A 15693-nucleotide genomic window follows, 5' to 3' on the forward strand; every position below is an offset into this window, starting at 1 on the left:
GCTGGTGTTGCAACGACTCCTAGAATCCGCCCGCTCCGGCACGCATGCGAAAAGCCCCCGCTTTCGCGGGGGCTTTTCCTCTTCGTACCCCGTACGGGATTTGAACCCGTGCCGCCGCCGTGAGAGGGCGGTGTCCTAGGCCGCTAGACGAACGGGGCGCAGAACTCGCTGCGGATCGTTTCCGATCTGCTGGAATTCAGCTGGCCTACCAGGACTCGAACCTAGAATGACGGTACCAGAAACCGTAGTGTTGCCAATTACACCATAGGCCATCGCGCTTCGACCTCCGGCCTTTCGACCGGCTGCCGTTGCAACGAGGACTAATATAGCCAGAAGGCGCGCAACCACACAAATCCGCTGGTCAGAGGGAAAACAAGCGCGTAATTCGCTCGGTTGCGCGCATGCTCCTACGCGTCGGTCGGCCAGGGCGTGACCTCGCGGGCGGCCTTCAGTCGGGCCAGCGACTTCTCGCGGCCCAGCAGCTCCATGGACTCGAACAGCGGCGGCGAAACCTGTGCACCGGTGACCGCCACGCGGACGGGGCCGAACGCCTTGCGGGGCTTGAGTTCCAGATCCTCGATGAGGGCCTTCTGCAGCGCGGCCTCGATGGCCGGCGTGACGAAGTCCTCCTCCGCCAGACCCTCCACCGCGGCGATGGTGGCGTCGAGCGCCGCGACGGCGTCGTCCTTGAGGTTGCGGCGGGCGGAGCGCTCGTCGAGTTCGAAATCGTCGTCGGACACGACGAGGAACTTCACCAGGTCCCAGGCCTCGCCGAGGGTCTTGATGCGCGTCTGCACGAGTTCCGCCAGGAACGCGAAGTCCTTTGCCGGGTAGTCGACGGGCCAGTCGCGGGTTTCGGCCAGGTAGGTGCGCAGGCGGGCCGCGAAATCCTCGGGCGCGAGGCGGCGGACGTGCTCGGCGTTGATGGCGTCGGCCTTCTTCTGGTCGAAGCGGGCCGGGTTGGAGTTGACGTCGGCGACGTCGAAGGCGGCGACCATCTCGTCCATGGTGAAGACTTCGTTGTCCGCGGAGATGGACCAGCCCAGCAGAGCCAGGTAGTTGAGCAACCCCTCCGGGAGGAAACCGTTGCGGCGGTGGATGAACAAGTCCGACTCGGGATCGCGCTTGGACAGTTTCTTGTTGCCCTCGCCCATGACGAACGGCAGGTGCCCGAACTTCGGGACGCCGGAGCCGATGCCGATGCGCTCCAGGGCGCGGTACAGGGCGATCTGCCGCGGGGTCGACGGCAAAAGGTCCTCGCCGCGCAGGACGTGGGTGATTTCCATCAGCGCGTCGTCGACGGGGTTGACCAGGGTGTAGAGGGGCTCGCCGGTGGAGCGGGCGATGACGAAGTCGGAGACGACGCCGGCCTTGAACTCGACGCGGCCGCGGACGAGGTCTTCGAAGGCGATGTCCTCGTCGGGCATGCGCAGGCGGATGACGGGCTTGCGGCCTTCGGCGCGGAAGGCGGCCTTCTCCTCGTCGGTGAGGTTGCGGTCGTGGTTGTCGTAGCCGAGCTTCGGGTCGCGTCCGGCGGCGCGGTGGCGGGCCTCGGTCTCCTCCGGGGTGGAGAAGGACTCGTAGGCCTCGCCGGCCTCGATGAGCTTGGCCAGGACGTCGGCGTAGATGTCCTTGCGCTGCGACTGGCGGTACGGGCCGTGCGGTCCGCCGACGTCGATACCCTCGTCCCAGTCGAGGCCGAGCCAGGTCAGCGCCTCGATGATGGCCTGGTAGGACTCTTCGGAGTCGCGCGCGGCATCGGTGTCCTCGATGCGGAACACGAGCTTGCCGCCGGTGTGGCGGGCGTACGCCCAATTGAAGAGGGCGGTTCGGATCAGGCCGACGTGTGGGGTGCCGGTCGGCGAGGGGCAAAAGCGAACGCGAACATCAGACATGCTTGACGACGATACCCGCCCCCGCCTGCACGCTCGCGGCCAAGGGGGAGGCCCGGCCGCGTGGCCGATCACTTGCCCATTTATACCCCCTGGGGTTTAATGGCAATTCATGAACGTGACCAGCGATGACCAGCCCGGCGGCGCCGTCGGCAAGCCCGGAAGCGCAACCGCCCCGACCCTGATGGACAAGCTGCGACTGACCCCGCTCCCCCTGTTCGCCACGGTGATGGGCACCGGCGGGCTCGCGATGGCGTGGCGCCGCGCGCACGACGTGCTGGGCACCCCGGCGTTCATCGCCGACGCCCTGTTCTGGCTCGCGGCCGTCGTCTACGTCGCCCTCCTCATCGCCTACGGCGTGCGCATCTCCTCCCGCGAACGCCTGCTGGCGGACCTGCGCCACCCGATGAAGGTCACGTTCCTCACAGCGATCACGGTGTCGCTGGTCATCCTGGCGACGTCCGGCCGCGCCGTCCTACCCGACGCCGTCGCCGAGGGCATGTGGTGGGTCGGCGCCGTCGGCCACATCGCCGGCATGCTGCTGACCATGCGCATGTGGATCCACCCGCGCATCACCCTCGACCACGTCACCCCGGCATGGTTCATCCCCGTGGTCGGCAACGTCCTGGTGCCGCTGGCGGGCGTGAGCTTCGGCAACGTCGGCATGAGCGTGTTCAGCTTCTCCGTGGGCATCATCATGTGGCTCGGCGTCCTGCCGATCGTGCTGCTGCGCCTGTTCACCCACCAGGCGATGCCGCCGAAGTTCCGGCCGACGGTGCTCATCCTCGTCGCCCCGCCGGCCGTCGGCTCCGTCGCCGCGCTGTCCCTGTTCGGCGACCTGGACGACCCCAGCCTCGCCGGCGCCGCGCTGCTGTCCACCGCCGGCGCATTCCTGCTGCTGGCGCTGACCATGCTCCCCGAAATCATCGAGCTGCCGTTCAACATCCCCCACTGGGCGATGTCCTTCCCCCTGGCCGCCATGGCCGCCGCGACGCTGCTCTACTCCACCGTGTTCGGCATCTTCTTCCTCGCCATCGCCTCGCTGGTCATCGCGTGGCTGTGGGGCAAGACCGTCAACGCCATCGCCCGCGGCGGAATCTTCGTCGCGGAGTGACCCGGGGGCGCTACCCCAGCCACTCGTCGGCGACGCGCCCCTCGTAGCCGAGGTCGGCCAGCCGCCCCAGCCACGCCTCGATCGGCGCGTCCCCGCTGCCCGGCGCGCCCCGGCCCGGTGAATCGGCGATCTGCACGTGATGCGGCAGGGGCTGCTTCCCCGCCGCCACGTCGTCGAGCCAGTCGTCGACGTCGACGCCGAGTTCGGCGAGATGGAACACGTCGAGCAGCAGCCCCGCGCCCGTCTCCCGGCACAGTTGCGTCGCCGTCCACGGGTCGCGCACCGGCAGATCCGGGTTGCCGGACATCGGCTCGATCAGCGGCGTGAACCCCGGCAACGCATCCGCCACGGCACGCACGTGTCGCCGCTGCACCTCCGTCACCTCGGGCCCGCCCGCGCCGGGCAGCAGATTGCCCATCGACACCCCCGTCAGCCGCATCAACCGCCGGACGGCGTCCAGGTGCGCGTCGGAAAGCATCCTTTCGTGCAGGACCCCGCGCTCGCCCGCCGCCATGTCACCTGCCCACAGATTGATCGCGACCAATCGCAAGCCCGCCAAATCCAGTGCTGCGGCGAAGTCCCGGATCTCGCTTTCCGACGGCTCTTCCATCGCGAACGGCCACCAGAACTCGCCCTCGCGGTACCCGGCCCGGGCGGCGGCGCGGGCGGCCTCGGCGGGGGCGAGCCCCGGAAAGAGGGTCGAACAATTGGCGACGTGCGTGGCGGGGGTCATGCCCGCCAGGCTAGTGGCACATGCCACAATCTTCGGCATGAACCAGGTCAAGGACCATGCACCCGCGGACGCGACCCCGCGCATCGCCCTCGTGACCGGAGGCGGAGCCGGCATCGGCGCCGAAGTCGCCACCGCACTGGCCGCCGACGGATGGACCGTGCGCATCTGCGGCCGCACGCCCGAACCGCTCGAGACGACGTGCGCCGCCGACCCCGCCAGGCTGAGCTGGGCGCGCTGCGACGTCACCGACGAAGCCGACGTCGACGCGCTGGTCGCCGGCATCATCGCCGACCACGGGCGCCTCGACCTGGCCGTCGTCAACGCCGGAGTACCCGGGCCGACCGCCCCGCTCGGCGACGTCGACCCCGCCGGCTTCCGCGAGACCGTCGAGGTCAACCTGACCGGCGCGTTCCTCACCGCCCGGGCCGCCTTCCGAGTCATGGCCGCACAGGACCCGTCCGGCGGGCGCATCCTGTTCAACGGCTCCATCGCCGCACAAACCCCGCGACCGCACTCCGCGCCCTACGCCGCATCGAAGGCGGGTCTGGCCGGACTCGCCGCCGTCACCTCGCTCGACGGCAGGCCGCACGGAATCACCGCCACACGCATCGACATCGGCAACGCCGCCACCGGACTGCTCGCCGGATTCGGGGCGTCTACCGGCGCGCTGCAGGCCGACGGCACCCGCCTGGTCGAACCGACGTTCCCGGCCGCCGAAGCCGCCCGCGCCTTCGTCTACGCCGCATCGCTGCCGCCGAGCGCCGTCGTCGACCAACTCACCGTCACCGCCGCCGGAATGCCCTTCGCGGGACGGGGCTGAGCCACCGTCGTGCACCCCTCTGACATGGAGGTATCGGGGACGAATCGGTTCCCCGGCACCTGCTGGGTATCATCGAACCACTCCCGGAACACCGGACCGACCACGGCGACGCACCGCGTCGACCAGCCCTTTTCCGGTATTCCGCAAGGTCAAGCGCGGGAAGGCGGTGAACGGATCCGATGAACTCGGAAGGCGACGAACGCGCCACCTTCGACGGCCGCCCCGCCACAGCCCCGGATTTCCTGCTGTCGCGCAGCCACGGCTCGGTGCGCACCCAGGGGTCTCTGGCCACCTACACCGACCCGTGGCTCGCCGCCGAGCGCCTGCGCCGCGGCGAGCACCAGATGATCGTCGGCGCGATCCCGTTCAACCCGGAACGCCCCGCCGCGCTGACCGTCCCACGCGAGATCATCCGCTCCGAGCAACCCCTCGAACCGCCGGCCCACTACCGGTGGAACTCGCCGGAGATGAAGGCCCGCATCCTCCGCCACGACCCCGCCCCCGCGGAACACCTCGAGCGCATCGACGCCGCCATCCGCACCATGAAGGTCTCGGGCCTGGAGAAAATCGTCCTGGCCCGCGCCGTCGACCTGGCCATCAACCCCGCCATCGACCCCCTGCAGCTGTCGGCGCGGCTCATCGACCAGTCGCCCAACCGCGACGGTTTCGTCGCCGACCTCGGCCCCGCGGGCGGTCGCTTCACCGGGCGTCTGCTCGTGGGCTCCTCCCCCGAGATGCTCGTCCGCCGCCGCGGCACCATCGTCGAAGCCTTCCCCCTGGCCGGCTCCGCCCCCCGCTCCCGCGACCGCGACGAAGACGAGGCCGCCGCCGCGAAACTCGCCGCCTCGCGCAAGAACAACGAAGAACACGCCTTCGTCGTCGACGACATCGCCGACAACCTCGACCCCATCTGCTCCCACCTCGACGTGCCCCACGAACCCCAGCTGCTGAGCACCTCCGAAATGTGGCACCTGGGCACGTTCATCCGGGGCGAACTGAAGGACCCCGTCATCTCCGCCCTGGACCTGGCGCTGCTGGTCCACCCCACCCCGGCGATCTGCGGCACCCCCACCGAATCCGCCATGAGCGTCATCGAAGCCGTCGAATCCGACCGCGGCTTCTACGCCGGCTGCGTCGGCTGGTGCGACTCCGACGGCGACGGCGAATTCGTCGTCTCCATCCGCTGCGCCGAAATCGACGCCGCCGGCACCGACGCCCGACTGTGGGCCGGCGGCGGCATCGTCGCCGAATCCAACCCGGAAGAAGAACTCGCCGAAACCACCGCCAAACTCCGCACCGTCCTGCGCGCATTCGGACTCTGACACGCGAAAACCCCTCCCCGACCGCGAAGGTCCGGGAGGGGCGTCGTCGTCAAGCGAAAACGCGACGAAAAGCTAAGCGCGCTCGACCGGGTTGGCCAGGGAACCGATGCCCGGGATCTCGATCTCGATGCGGTCGCCCGGGAACATCGACGCGGTGCCGGCCGGCGAACCGGTGCAGATGACGTCACCCGGCAGCAGGGTGATCGACGCGGTGATGAACTCGATGATCTCCGGAATCGACATGATCATCTGGTTGGAGTTCGAATCCTGCTTGGTTTCGGTCACGCCGTTCTGCGTCAGGTGCGCCTTGATCGGCAGATCCTCGTAATCCAGCTCCGTCTGGATCCACGGGCCCAGCGGGCAGAACGTGTCGATGCCCTTCGCGCGCGCCCACTGGCCGTCCGCGAACTGCAGATCACGCGACGACACGTCGTTGACGATGGTGTAGCCGAAGATGACCGACTCGGCGTCGGCCGCCTTGACGTTCTTGCACGGCTTGCCGATCACCAGCGCCAGCTCGCCCTCGAACTCCACCTTCGTGGCGAAATCCGGGATGCGGATCGGGGCCTCCGGGCCGATGACCGCCGTCGGCGGCTTCAGGAACAGCGTCGGCGGCAGCGACTCGCCGGAGGTCTTGAAAACCTCCTTGACGTGGTCCGCGTAGTTGCGGCCGATGGCGACCACCTTCGACGGCAGCATCGGCGCGAGCAGACGCACGTCGGCGAGCGGCCACGCACGGCCGGTCTTGGTCACCTCGCCGAACGGGTGACCTTCGATTTCATGCAGCTGGACACCGTCACCTTCGCCCTCCACGAGCGCGAAGCACATGCCCTCGGGATGGGCGATTCGAGCAATACGCATGCGGGACAGGTTACATGGCCGCCCCCGGGGCCGCGTGATCGACCCCACTTCCCCGGCTATCGCGGCAGCCCCGCAGCGTCCTGCGCCAACCACAGCTCCGCACCGGCCAGCGCGTCGGTGAGCGCATGGTGGGCCTTGTACGGCGGCAGACCGTAACGCTCGCGGCAGGTCCACAACCGCAGATCGTCGCGGCGCGGCTCGCGATCGGCGGCGATGTACTTCAGGTACTCCCGCTGCATCGTGTCGGCGACGTCGACCTTGAGGCCGGCGCCGAAATGCCGGCGGCAGGCCTTGTCCAGGAAGCCGGTCTCCAGCTTGGCGAAGTGCGCCAGCAGCTTCCGCCCCTTCAACGCCTGGAGGACCATTTCGACGGCCTCGCGCGGCTCGACGCCCTTGGCCACCTCGTCGTCGGTCAGGCCGTGCAGCGTCGCGGACTCGCCGACGGACTCCTCCCCGTCCTCGCCGCGCACGATCACGTGGCCCGCGCCGCCGAGGATGATCTCGTCGCCGTCGACCGGCACCCAGCCGATGGACAGCAGCCGCGCATTGTTGGGGTCGAGGCCGGTGGTCTCGACGTCGACGGCGAGCCAGGCTTCGTCGCGGGTCGGTGTGTCGTAGAACTCGGCCAGCGCACCGGTGGCCCCGCGGCGCCCGCCGCCGAAAAGTGAATCGAAGAATCCCATGTCCGCGGCCCCGTCACGACATTTGGTTGATGGGGTACTTGGTGGCCAGCGACTGCTGGAGGCGGCGGATGACGCCGAAGGCGTCGCGCAGGTGCTCGCGTTCAAGGCGGGACAATTTCTTCGGATTGACGTGGTTGTTCGGCTCGCCGCCGGCGCTGACGGCCGCCTGCTGGTGGCCGAACTGCACGGTGGACAGGAAGTCGAACGCGTCGCGCAGGTCCGCCGCTCCTTGGCGGCTCACCGCACCGGCGCCGGCGGCGGCGTTGAGTCGCTCGCGGGTGCCGATCTGCGGCAGGCCGGCGGAGACGGCGAACAGACGGGCCATCTGCACGACCGTGGCAATGCCGCCCTTCTTGATGTCCAGCGTGTTTTCGTGGCTGCCGCCCTTTTCCAGCACCAGGCCGCGGAAGAAGCCCAGCGGCGGTTCGCGGTGCGCGGCGAGCTTGGCCAGGTGCGCGTGGAGGCGCTTGGAGCCTTCGGCGATGGGCACGTAGGAGGCGCGCAGGTCGTCGACGAGCTGGTCTTCACCGTGGACGCCGCGGATGTCGAAGAAAGTCTGGGCATGGAGCAGGGCGTCCGGGTCGGGTTTGGTGATCCACTGGTGGAACACGGTCTTCCACTTCGACAGGCTCATGCGCCAGTCCGGGTTGGACGCCATCATGTCGCCGGGGCACAGCGGGTAGCCGCATTCGGCGAGGGCGCCGCAGACGAATTCGGACAGCTTCTCGAAGTACTCGCCGTGGGCGGCTTCGACGTAGGAGTCGTCGAGGATGAGCGCGTTGTCCTGGTCGGAGGCCATGCCCATTTCGCGGCGGCCCTGGGAGCCGAGGACGACGAAGGAGTACGGCACCGGCGGGGGCCCGAACCTGTCCTCTGCCATGTCCAGCAATCGGCGGGCGACGGCGTCGGCGGTGACGGTGAGCAGGCGCGAGGTTTCGTCGGCGGACACGCCGCGCTCGATGAAGCGGCTGACCACCAGGCGGGCGTTGGCGGCGACCTCGGCGATTTCCTCGACGGTCTTCTTCCGCGCCAGCGTCGCGGTGGCGTAGACGGGGTCGGTGTGCAGGGTGCGCAGCAGGTCGCCGATGACGACCATGCCCACCACGCCGGAGTCGTCGGCCACCGGCAGGTGGTGGTAGCCGCGTTCGGCCATGAGCAGCATGGCCTCGAACGCCAGCATCGACGGGTCGACGGTGACGGGGTCGGGGGTCATGGCTTCGGCGATGGCCAATTCGGGGCCGTGCCCGGCGGCGAGGACGCGGCGGCGCAGGTCGCGGTCGGTGAGGATTCCCCTCAGTTCGCCGTCGTCGATGATGATCAGCGAGGACACGCCGCGCTCGGTCATCAGCGTGGCTCCGTCGCCGATGGTGGCGGTGGATTCGATGTGCACGGGTGGGCCGGCCATGAGGTCGGCGACGCGGGTGCGCAGGGCGTCGGAGGAGGCGGAACTGCGCAGGTCGGAGGCCACGGCGCGGATGCGTGCGTTTTCACCCCCGTAGTGGCGGCTGACCTGCGGGTAGCGGCTCATGAGGTCGTCAAAGACGTCCTGCGGCACCACGAGCAGCAGCGTGTCCTCCACGGCCGTCATGGTGTACAGGGACGGCTCGTGGGAGATCATCGTGGAGTAGCCCATGGTGCCGCCGTCGTCGCGGCGGTCGAGGAGGGTGCCGGAGGCGTCGAAGACGTCGACGAGGCCGGAGCGGACGATGTAAAGGACGTCGTTGGCGCGTCCGGCCGAGATGATCGTCTGGCCGCGGCGGGCGTAGCGCATGGTCAGTCGGCCGGGCAGCGTCTTCAGTTCCGCTTCGGGCAGCTCCGAGAAGGGCGGGGTGGCGCGGAGGAAGTCTCGGATTTCGTCGAGCTCGACGGACATGGGGCCTCCTGGGGCTCCGGTCGGGCCTTCGCCGCCCGACGGCGTTGGTTTCCCCCAGAATATAGAACGCCGCTGCTAGGTTGGCCCCATGTTCTCCCGACGCCGCACGCCCGATTCCCGGGATACCCCCGATTCCGCCCCCGCGGCCGACGAGGCTTTTTCGCTTAACGACGACATCCCTTCCGGTGACGCGGAATTGATGCCTTCGCTGCGGTCGCGTCTGTTCGATCGGATGACCGGACACGCCCATGACGAGATGTTCGCGTACTCGCGCCGCATCGGCCCGTTCGTGGAGGTGATGTGCCGGGATCTGCCGACGCACGTCACCACGCTCACCGATGCCCAGCTGGCCGGCCGCGATCTGGATCTGCTCTTCGCCGCGGCGCGGAAGAACACCGAGGTCGAACCCTCGGATCTGTCGTCGGTGGAGGTGGAGGGCGGTGGCCCGCTGTGGCTGTTGGAGGGCGATCATTTCTTCGTGTCCTCGCAGCTGGCGTCGTTGCCGTCGCGCATCGCGGAACGGGTGGGCGTCCCGGCACTTGGCGAAGGGGTGCTCGCCGTCGCCCCGCGACGCGGTTCGATCATCGGAGTCCCGCTCGTCGACGACACGTCGCTGCAGGGCGTGGGCATGCTCTTCGATTTTCTCGAGCGTTTCGGAGACGACACGGGGTTCGACGGGCTGTATTACATCCACGACCCGGAGGTGTCCTCCGCCACCGTCGACAGCGGTTTCAGCGACGGGCCTTTCATCCAGGACGTCCGCGGACCCGACGGCCCGGGCGGCAAGCCCTCCGTCGTCGTCGACGGGGCTTTCGAAGACGCCATGATGCGCGCGGGCCTGATCAACCCTGGCGGACCCGAGGGCGGGGATGTCGGCTCGGGGCCGGGCGAACGGTGAAAACCATGGGCGCCGCAATGTCTGCCGTGTGACATCGATCACGGCTATGGTGGATGCATGAACACGCAGAACCCCGCCCGCCCGCTGGAATCACACATTCTCGAGGCATTCGATGCGATCGCCGCGATCGTCGGCGGTATGGACGACGAGCTGGCCAACGCCCGCCCCGACATCCCCGGCGTGAACTCCCCGCTGGTGCTGCTGCGCCACGTCGGAGGCTCCGCCCGCTACTGGCTCGACCACGTCTGCCTGGGCAATGAGGACGTCCGGGACCGCACCGGCGAATTCTCCGCCTCCGGCACCGTCGCCGACGAACTGGAGCGGCACGCCGCACAGCGCGAGGTCATCGTCGCCGCGCTGGAGAAGCTCCGCGACGCCGACCCGCAGGATGCGCCCGCCGCTCCCCCGGCCGACAAGCGGCGCTGGTGGCTGCCGACGATCGGCGGCGTGATGGTGCACGTCTACAACGAGTGCGCCCAGCACCTGGGCCACCTGGAGATCACCCGCGACGCCCTGCTCGCCGGACTGCCGCGCGTCGGCCAGAAGCGGTCGGTGCTGGACCTGATCATCGACGAGCTCGACCGCCAGGGCCACCCCGCCGACGCCATCGAGCCCGACGAGTACTACGGCGGGCACCTCATCACCACCACCGACGGCAAGCAGCTGGGCACCGTCGACATCGAGGCCGCCTGCATCCGGGTCTCCGAGGGCGTCACCGGCCCGGAGCGGTCGCAGCGCCGCCGGTGGGTGGTCCGCGAGCAGCTCATCGCGCTGCTCGAGGACTAGCGGGCCGGCGCCCGCCGCGCGCCTACATGTTCTCGGCGCCGCGGGCGGCTTCGACCAGCCCCTGGACGGTCTTGCGGATCGACGACGGGATCCGTTCATCGTCCAGGTTCAGGAACCCCTGGACGATGAGGTCGCGGGACTCGGACTCCGTCAGGCCGGTGGACATGAGGTAATCCATCTTCTCGTCGTCGATCATGCCGACCGACGCCTCGTGGGACAGCTGCGCCCGCGCCACCCCGGCGTCGAGCACCGGAATGGACTCGACCCGGCCGCCGGCCCGCAGCATCAGGCCGTCGCACTCGAGGAACCCGCGGGTGTCGCCGCTGGTCGCTTGGAGGACGTTGTGGTTGCGGATCGTGCCGCCGTCGGACACCATGCGGGACACCTGCTCGGCTCGGGCCTCCGGGCCGGCGAGGGTGATGGCCGTGTCGAGGACGCGCTCCGACCCGCCCGTGGCCAGGATGATCGAATGGTTCACGCACGATGAACCGGCGCCCACCTCGGTGCGGGAGTCCGAGCGGCAGCGGCGCAGCGGCCACACCGCGACGGACACGCTGCTGGCCGACGCATTCTCGCCGATCTTGGTGCGGGCATAGGACGTCACGTCCATGTCCGAGCCCCAGCGGTCGACGTCGACGGAACGGACCTGCGCGCCGTCGCCGATGAACGTCTCGGACAGCGACACGTGGTGGCCGCGGGTCAGCGCCGGGGCGACGGCCGCGCCGGACACCATGTCCACGACGGCCCCCTCCCCGATGACGGTGACGTCGTGGATGAACTGGCGCTCCTGCGGGACCGTCATCACGCAGAACGACTGCGACGGCAGGTCCACCGTGGCGCCGGGGCGCACCCAGGTGAACGTGCCCAGCGGCTCCCGGGTCGACTCGAACGCGCGCCGCAGCACCTCGTCCTCGTCGGGGGAGACCAGGCTGAACATCAGGTCCTGCACCCACGGGTATTCCACGAGGGCGCGGGACAGGGGCATGACGACGACGCCGTCGTCGTTGACGTCGAGCGTCCCGTGGGCGTGGTCCACGATGATGCTCGTGCTGGAACGGGTCTCCTCCGGCGCCCAGCCGACCGGCGAGAGCAGTTCGGGGGTGGCCGTGGCGGCGCCGAGCGGCACCCTGTTGGCGCTGAGATCGGTGCTCATGATCGCGATTCCTTTCGTTGCTCCGGCGGTGCCGGATCAGGCGCGCGCCGGCGCGTAGCCGTCGCGGCGAATTCGTTCGAACATTTCGTGTGCGTCGCCCGACTCGACGATCCGCCCGTCGATCATCAGGTGCGCGGTAGTCGCCTCGACGCCGTCGAGGATGAAGCCCGTGTGCGTGATGATGATCGCCGCACGGTCCCGGCCCCCGGCGTCGGGCTTCGACAGGAGGTCATCGATGACCTCGGCGACGATGCCGACCTGCTCCAGGTCGACCCCGGATTCCGGTTCGTCGAAGAGGCACAGCGACGGGCCCTGGACCCCGAGCTTGGCGACCTCCCACCGCTTGACTTCGCCGCCGGAGAACCCGCGGTTGACTTCGCGGTCCAGCAGGTGGTCCACGCCCAGGTCCGCGATGAAGGGATGGTCCTCGGCATCTGCCCCGGCGCCGTGCTCGTCGAGCGTCTGGACGAGCCGGCGGGCGGTGACGCCGGTCAGGCTCGGCGGGCGCTGGAAGGCCATGCCGATGCCCGCGCGGGCACGTTCGTCGATGGACATGTCGGCGAGGTCGCGGCCCAGCAGCGTCGCGGTGCCGGCGACGATGCGGAACGGCCGCACCCCCATGAGGCCGCAGAGGAGCGACGACTTCCCGGAGCCGTTGGGGCCGATCAGGATGTGCCTCTCCCCTTCGTTGACCGTCAGGCCGATGTCGCGGCAAATGACGTCGTCGCCCGCGGCGATGGCGACGCCTTCGAGTTCGAGAATGGGATTGCCGGTCATGCCGGTCCTCCTTGCTTCCGTGCCCCGGATGCCGGGGCGGGCGAATTAGCGTGGGCTACTGACCTAAGGATAGGCGCACCTATGGGAAGCGTCGCCACGCCACCCCCGCACATACCCCCAAGGGCAAAGGCCCGGCCGCCCGCGAATACTTGAATAACCATATGGCCTAAGGCTAGCCTTACCTGTCGTGCGGATCCGTCCGCTCCCCATCCGGCAACCGATCCCAAAGGAATCCGATGATCTCGTTTCTCCTCCGAACCCAGGGCCGCGGCGTGGCCGGCGAAGGCATCGCCGAAGTGCCGTCCGGCACCGATGAAGCGATCCGGCTCCTCCGCCGGCGCCGGGGTCCGGTGATCGTCGGCGCGCTACCGTTCCATCACGGCGACGCACCAGCACTCTTCGCGCCCGAGACATTCCGGGCCGCCCCACCGCCCCGACCGGGGGTCCCGCCCCGGGTGACGGGATGGCGGGAAATCCCCGACAGGAACGAACACACGCGGCGCGTGCGCGAGGCCGTGGACCTGATCAGGGACGGATACGCGGAAAAGCTCGTGCTGTCGCGCGCCCTCGTGCTCGACCTCGAATCCCGCCCCGATCCCGCCGCATTGGCGGACGCGTTCGCCGCGGGCGGCGGCAACGCGTACCTCGCCCTGCTCACGCCCTCCGGGCTCGAATCCGATGCGGCCCATTTGGTCGGTTCCAGCCCGGAACTGCTCATCCGCAAGCGCGGGTCCATCATCTCGTCGCATCCCCTCGCCGGAACGGCGCCCCGGTGCGCGGACCCCGTCAAGGACCACGCCCGCGCCACGGAACTGATGCTCTCGCAGAAGGACCGCGCCGAGCACGCGGTCGTGACCGACGCGATCAAGCGCGCGCTGTCGCCGCTGTGCCTGGAACTCCATGTGCCGGACCGCCCTTCGCTGATGAAGACCGAGCACACCTGGCACCTCGGCACCCCGATCTCCGGCATCCTCAGGGACCCCTCGTGCACCTCCCTCGAGCTCGCGGAACTGCTGCACCCGACGCCCGCCGTCGGAGGGCACCCCGCCGCCGAGGCGCTCCGCTACCTGCGAAAGCACGAGCCGGACCGGGGCTTCTACGCCGGGGCGGTCGGATGGTCCCGGGCCAACGGGGACGGCGAATGGAGGGTCGCCATCCGCGGTGCCCTGCTCCGCGGCCGGCGGGTGACCGCGCATGCCGGCGGCGGCATAGTCGCCGATTCCGTCCCCGCCGCCGAAACCGCCGAAACGACCGCCAAGTTCGGCCCGGTCACCGACGTGTTCTGGCTCGGCCCGGAATGGGCGGCCGCCTCCGCAACCGGCGAACCCGCGACCTCGGGTGCCGCGCAGTGAACGATCCCGCCGCAATCCTGCCCCGGCTCCGCGAAGTCCCCGCCGACGCCGTGCTCGCCGAACGCCCCCCGCTGCCCGACATGCCGCCCCCCTTCGGGCTCCGGCCAGTCGACCCCGACTCCGGGGACCCCGAACTGATCGCCGGGTGGATGGCCCTTCCCCACCTCATCGCCGCCTGGGAGCAGGACTGGGGCCCCGACCGGTGGCGCGCGGACGCACGCGCGCGGCTCGACGGCACCTATTCGATGCCGGCGATCATCCGGTACGAGGACCGCGACGTCGGGTACCTCGAGGTCTACCGCCCCATGCGGGACGAAATCGGCGTCCTGTACGGGGCATCCCCCCATGACCTCGGCTACCACATCGCGATCGGGCGCCCGGAGCTGACCGGGCGGGGCATCTTCGGCCGGTTCATGGCCGAACTCGGCCCGGCGATGCTGCGCAGCGACCCGGAGTGCGAAAAGCTCGCGGTGGAACCCGACTACCGGAACACCGTGGTCCACAAGATCCTGCGCGGCGCCGGGTGGCGCGACGAAGGGGAATTCGACGCCCGGCCCGACCGCAGGATCAGGCTGTTCACCTACGAACGGGGCACCGGCCGATGACGGCCGCGGCGCCGCCGGAGGGCGGCCACGGCGTGCGCACCCGCGGCGACGGCCCGCCCGTCGTCCTGGTCATGGGCCGCGGGCACGGCGGGCGCGTGTGGGAGCTGCACCAGGTGCCGGCGCTGGTGCGGGCGGGATACCGCGTCACCGTGTTCGACAACCGCGGCTCCGGGGTCTCCGCCGGTCACTCCATCCCCTTCACCCTCGACGACATGGTCGCGGATCTCGCCGGCATCATCGAGTCCGAGCACGGACAGCCGGCCTTCGTGGTGGGCACGTCGTTGGGCGCGCGGATCTGCCAGGAACTCGCCCTGTCGCGCCCGGATCTGGTGCGCGGGGCGGTGTTCGCCGCCGGCCACGCCCGCCAGACGCCGGCCCAACTGGCCATGTCCCGGAATTCCGCGGACGCGGATGCCACGCTGCGGGCGGAACACCCCGAGTTCGCGGCCGCGGCGGAGGTGTCTCGCAACCTGTCGGCGTCGACGCTTCTCGACGACGTCGCGTGCCGCGATTGGATGGACATCGTCCGCCACGCCCCCGCGCCCGGCTACGGCGCCCGCCTGCAGGCGATGGTCGATGACGGCCGGGACCGCAGGGAGGCCTACGGGCGGATCACGGCGCGTTGCCTGGCCCTCGCCTACGCCGATGACGCCGTGATTCCACCCGCCCAGGTCCGCGAAGTCGCCGACTCCATCCCGCGGTGCGGGTACGTCGAGCTTCCGCGGACCGGGCACTGGGGGTACTTGGAGCGGCCCGAGGCGTTCAATGCCCTGCTGCTCGGTTTCCTCCGCCTCGGCGGCGGGTGACCCAGGCCCGGGTCACCG

At 69.8% G+C, this 15693-nt stretch carries 15 protein-coding genes and 2 tRNA genes; 8 read left to right on the forward strand and 9 right to left on the reverse strand.

Translation table 11 applies throughout. From position 1 onward, the window contains the following. Positions 1-85: 85 nt before the first annotated feature. The 3 genes from HMPREF3121_RS06575 to gltX form a co-directional block, all read right to left on the reverse strand. Positions 86-158 (reverse strand) — tRNA-Glu (locus HMPREF3121_RS06575). 42 nt (positions 159-200) lie between these two features. Next, positions 201-272 (reverse strand) — tRNA-Gln (locus HMPREF3121_RS06580). Positions 273-407: 135 nt separating this feature from the next. Next, positions 408-1895, reverse strand: coding sequence for a glutamate--tRNA ligase (gene gltX / locus HMPREF3121_RS06585; RefSeq protein ID WP_070521265.1), 1488 nt, complete (start codon positions 1893-1895; stop codon positions 408-410). A 109-nt stretch (positions 1896-2004) separates the two neighbouring features. On the opposite strand from gltX, the gene HMPREF3121_RS06590 reads away from it, so the two are divergent. Beyond that, entirely contained in the window at positions 2005-3006 is a 1002-nt protein-coding gene (locus HMPREF3121_RS06590; protein ID WP_083291389.1) for an SLAC1 anion channel family protein, read from the forward strand. Positions 3007-3016: 10 nt separating this feature from the next. On the opposite strand, the gene HMPREF3121_RS06595 is transcribed toward HMPREF3121_RS06590, so the two are convergent. After that, the gene (locus tag HMPREF3121_RS06595) at positions 3017-3739 is read right to left on the reverse strand and encodes a TIM barrel protein (protein WP_168161380.1); all 723 of its coding nucleotides are present in this window, start codon (positions 3737-3739) and stop codon (positions 3017-3019) included. Between the two features lie 37 nt (positions 3740-3776). Between HMPREF3121_RS06595 and HMPREF3121_RS06600 the strand changes: the two genes are divergently transcribed. Both HMPREF3121_RS06600 and HMPREF3121_RS06605 read left to right on the forward strand, forming a co-directional pair. Next, a complete protein-coding gene (locus tag HMPREF3121_RS06600; protein WP_070521267.1) occupies positions 3777-4559 on the forward strand; it encodes an SDR family oxidoreductase in 783 nt (260 codons plus the stop codon). Between the two features lie 179 nt (positions 4560-4738). After that, on the forward strand, positions 4739-5881 hold the full coding sequence (locus HMPREF3121_RS06605) for an isochorismate synthase (RefSeq protein ID WP_070521270.1): 1143 nt from the start codon (positions 4739-4741) through the stop codon (positions 5879-5881). A 72-nt stretch (positions 5882-5953) separates the two neighbouring features. On the opposite strand, the gene HMPREF3121_RS06610 is transcribed toward HMPREF3121_RS06605, so the two are convergent. The 3 genes from HMPREF3121_RS06610 to HMPREF3121_RS06620 are packed head-to-tail and all read right to left on the reverse strand — an operon-like array spanning position 5954 to position 9298. Next, complete coding sequence (locus HMPREF3121_RS06610; protein ID WP_035123816.1) at positions 5954-6742, reverse strand: fumarylacetoacetate hydrolase family protein; 789 nt, start codon at positions 6740-6742, stop codon at positions 5954-5956. A 56-nt stretch (positions 6743-6798) separates the two neighbouring features. Continuing rightward, positions 6799-7425 carry an exonuclease domain-containing protein gene (locus HMPREF3121_RS06615; protein WP_070521273.1) on the reverse strand — a complete coding sequence of 209 codons (627 nt, stop codon included), beginning with the start codon at positions 7423-7425 and terminating at the stop codon, positions 6799-6801. Between the two features lie 13 nt (positions 7426-7438). Continuing rightward, entirely contained in the window at positions 7439-9298 is a 1860-nt protein-coding gene (locus HMPREF3121_RS06620; protein ID WP_070521275.1) for a DUF294 nucleotidyltransferase-like domain-containing protein, read from the reverse strand. 88 nt (positions 9299-9386) lie between these two features. Here HMPREF3121_RS06620 and HMPREF3121_RS06625 point away from each other — a divergent pair, with 88 nt between their 5' ends. Continuing rightward, entirely contained in the window at positions 9387-10196 is an 810-nt protein-coding gene (locus HMPREF3121_RS06625) for a hypothetical protein (protein ID WP_070521277.1), read from the forward strand. Between the two features lie 57 nt (positions 10197-10253). Beyond that, the gene (locus HMPREF3121_RS06630) at positions 10254-10982 is read left to right on the forward strand and encodes a mycothiol transferase (RefSeq protein ID WP_070521280.1); all 729 of its coding nucleotides are present in this window, start codon (positions 10254-10256) and stop codon (positions 10980-10982) included. A gap of 22 nt (positions 10983-11004) precedes the next feature. Here HMPREF3121_RS06630 and HMPREF3121_RS06635 read toward each other — a convergent pair whose 3' ends face one another. Both HMPREF3121_RS06635 and HMPREF3121_RS06640 read right to left on the reverse strand, forming a co-directional pair. Further along, positions 11005-12135, reverse strand: a complete 1131-nt coding sequence (locus HMPREF3121_RS06635) for a SufD family Fe-S cluster assembly protein (RefSeq protein ID WP_070521282.1) — start codon at positions 12133-12135, stop codon at positions 11005-11007. Between the two features lie 36 nt (positions 12136-12171). Beyond that, a complete protein-coding gene (locus tag HMPREF3121_RS06640; protein ID WP_052054476.1) occupies positions 12172-12912 on the reverse strand; it encodes an ATP-binding cassette domain-containing protein in 741 nt (246 codons plus the stop codon). Positions 12913-13148: 236 nt separating this feature from the next. Between HMPREF3121_RS06640 and HMPREF3121_RS06645 the strand changes: the two genes are divergently transcribed. The 3 genes from HMPREF3121_RS06645 to HMPREF3121_RS06655 are packed head-to-tail and all read left to right on the forward strand — an operon-like array spanning position 13149 to position 15675. After that, positions 13149-14264, forward strand: a complete 1116-nt coding sequence (locus HMPREF3121_RS06645) for an isochorismate synthase (protein ID WP_070521285.1) — start codon at positions 13149-13151, stop codon at positions 14262-14264. After that, positions 14261-14869, forward strand: a complete 609-nt coding sequence (locus HMPREF3121_RS06650; RefSeq protein WP_070521362.1) for a GNAT family N-acetyltransferase — start codon at positions 14261-14263, stop codon at positions 14867-14869. The genes HMPREF3121_RS06645 and HMPREF3121_RS06650 overlap by 4 nt, the downstream gene beginning before the upstream one ends. Further along, positions 14866-15675 (forward strand): alpha/beta fold hydrolase, encoded by an 810-nt coding sequence (locus tag HMPREF3121_RS06655; protein WP_070521288.1) that lies wholly within the window; start codon positions 14866-14868, stop codon positions 15673-15675. The genes HMPREF3121_RS06650 and HMPREF3121_RS06655 overlap by 4 nt, the downstream gene beginning before the upstream one ends. Positions 15676-15693 lie beyond the last annotated feature (18 nt).

This window comes from Corynebacterium sp. HMSC11E11 (assembly GCF_001807025.1).
GTDB classification, from domain to species: domain Bacteria; phylum Actinomycetota; class Actinomycetes; order Mycobacteriales; family Mycobacteriaceae; genus Corynebacterium; species Corynebacterium freneyi.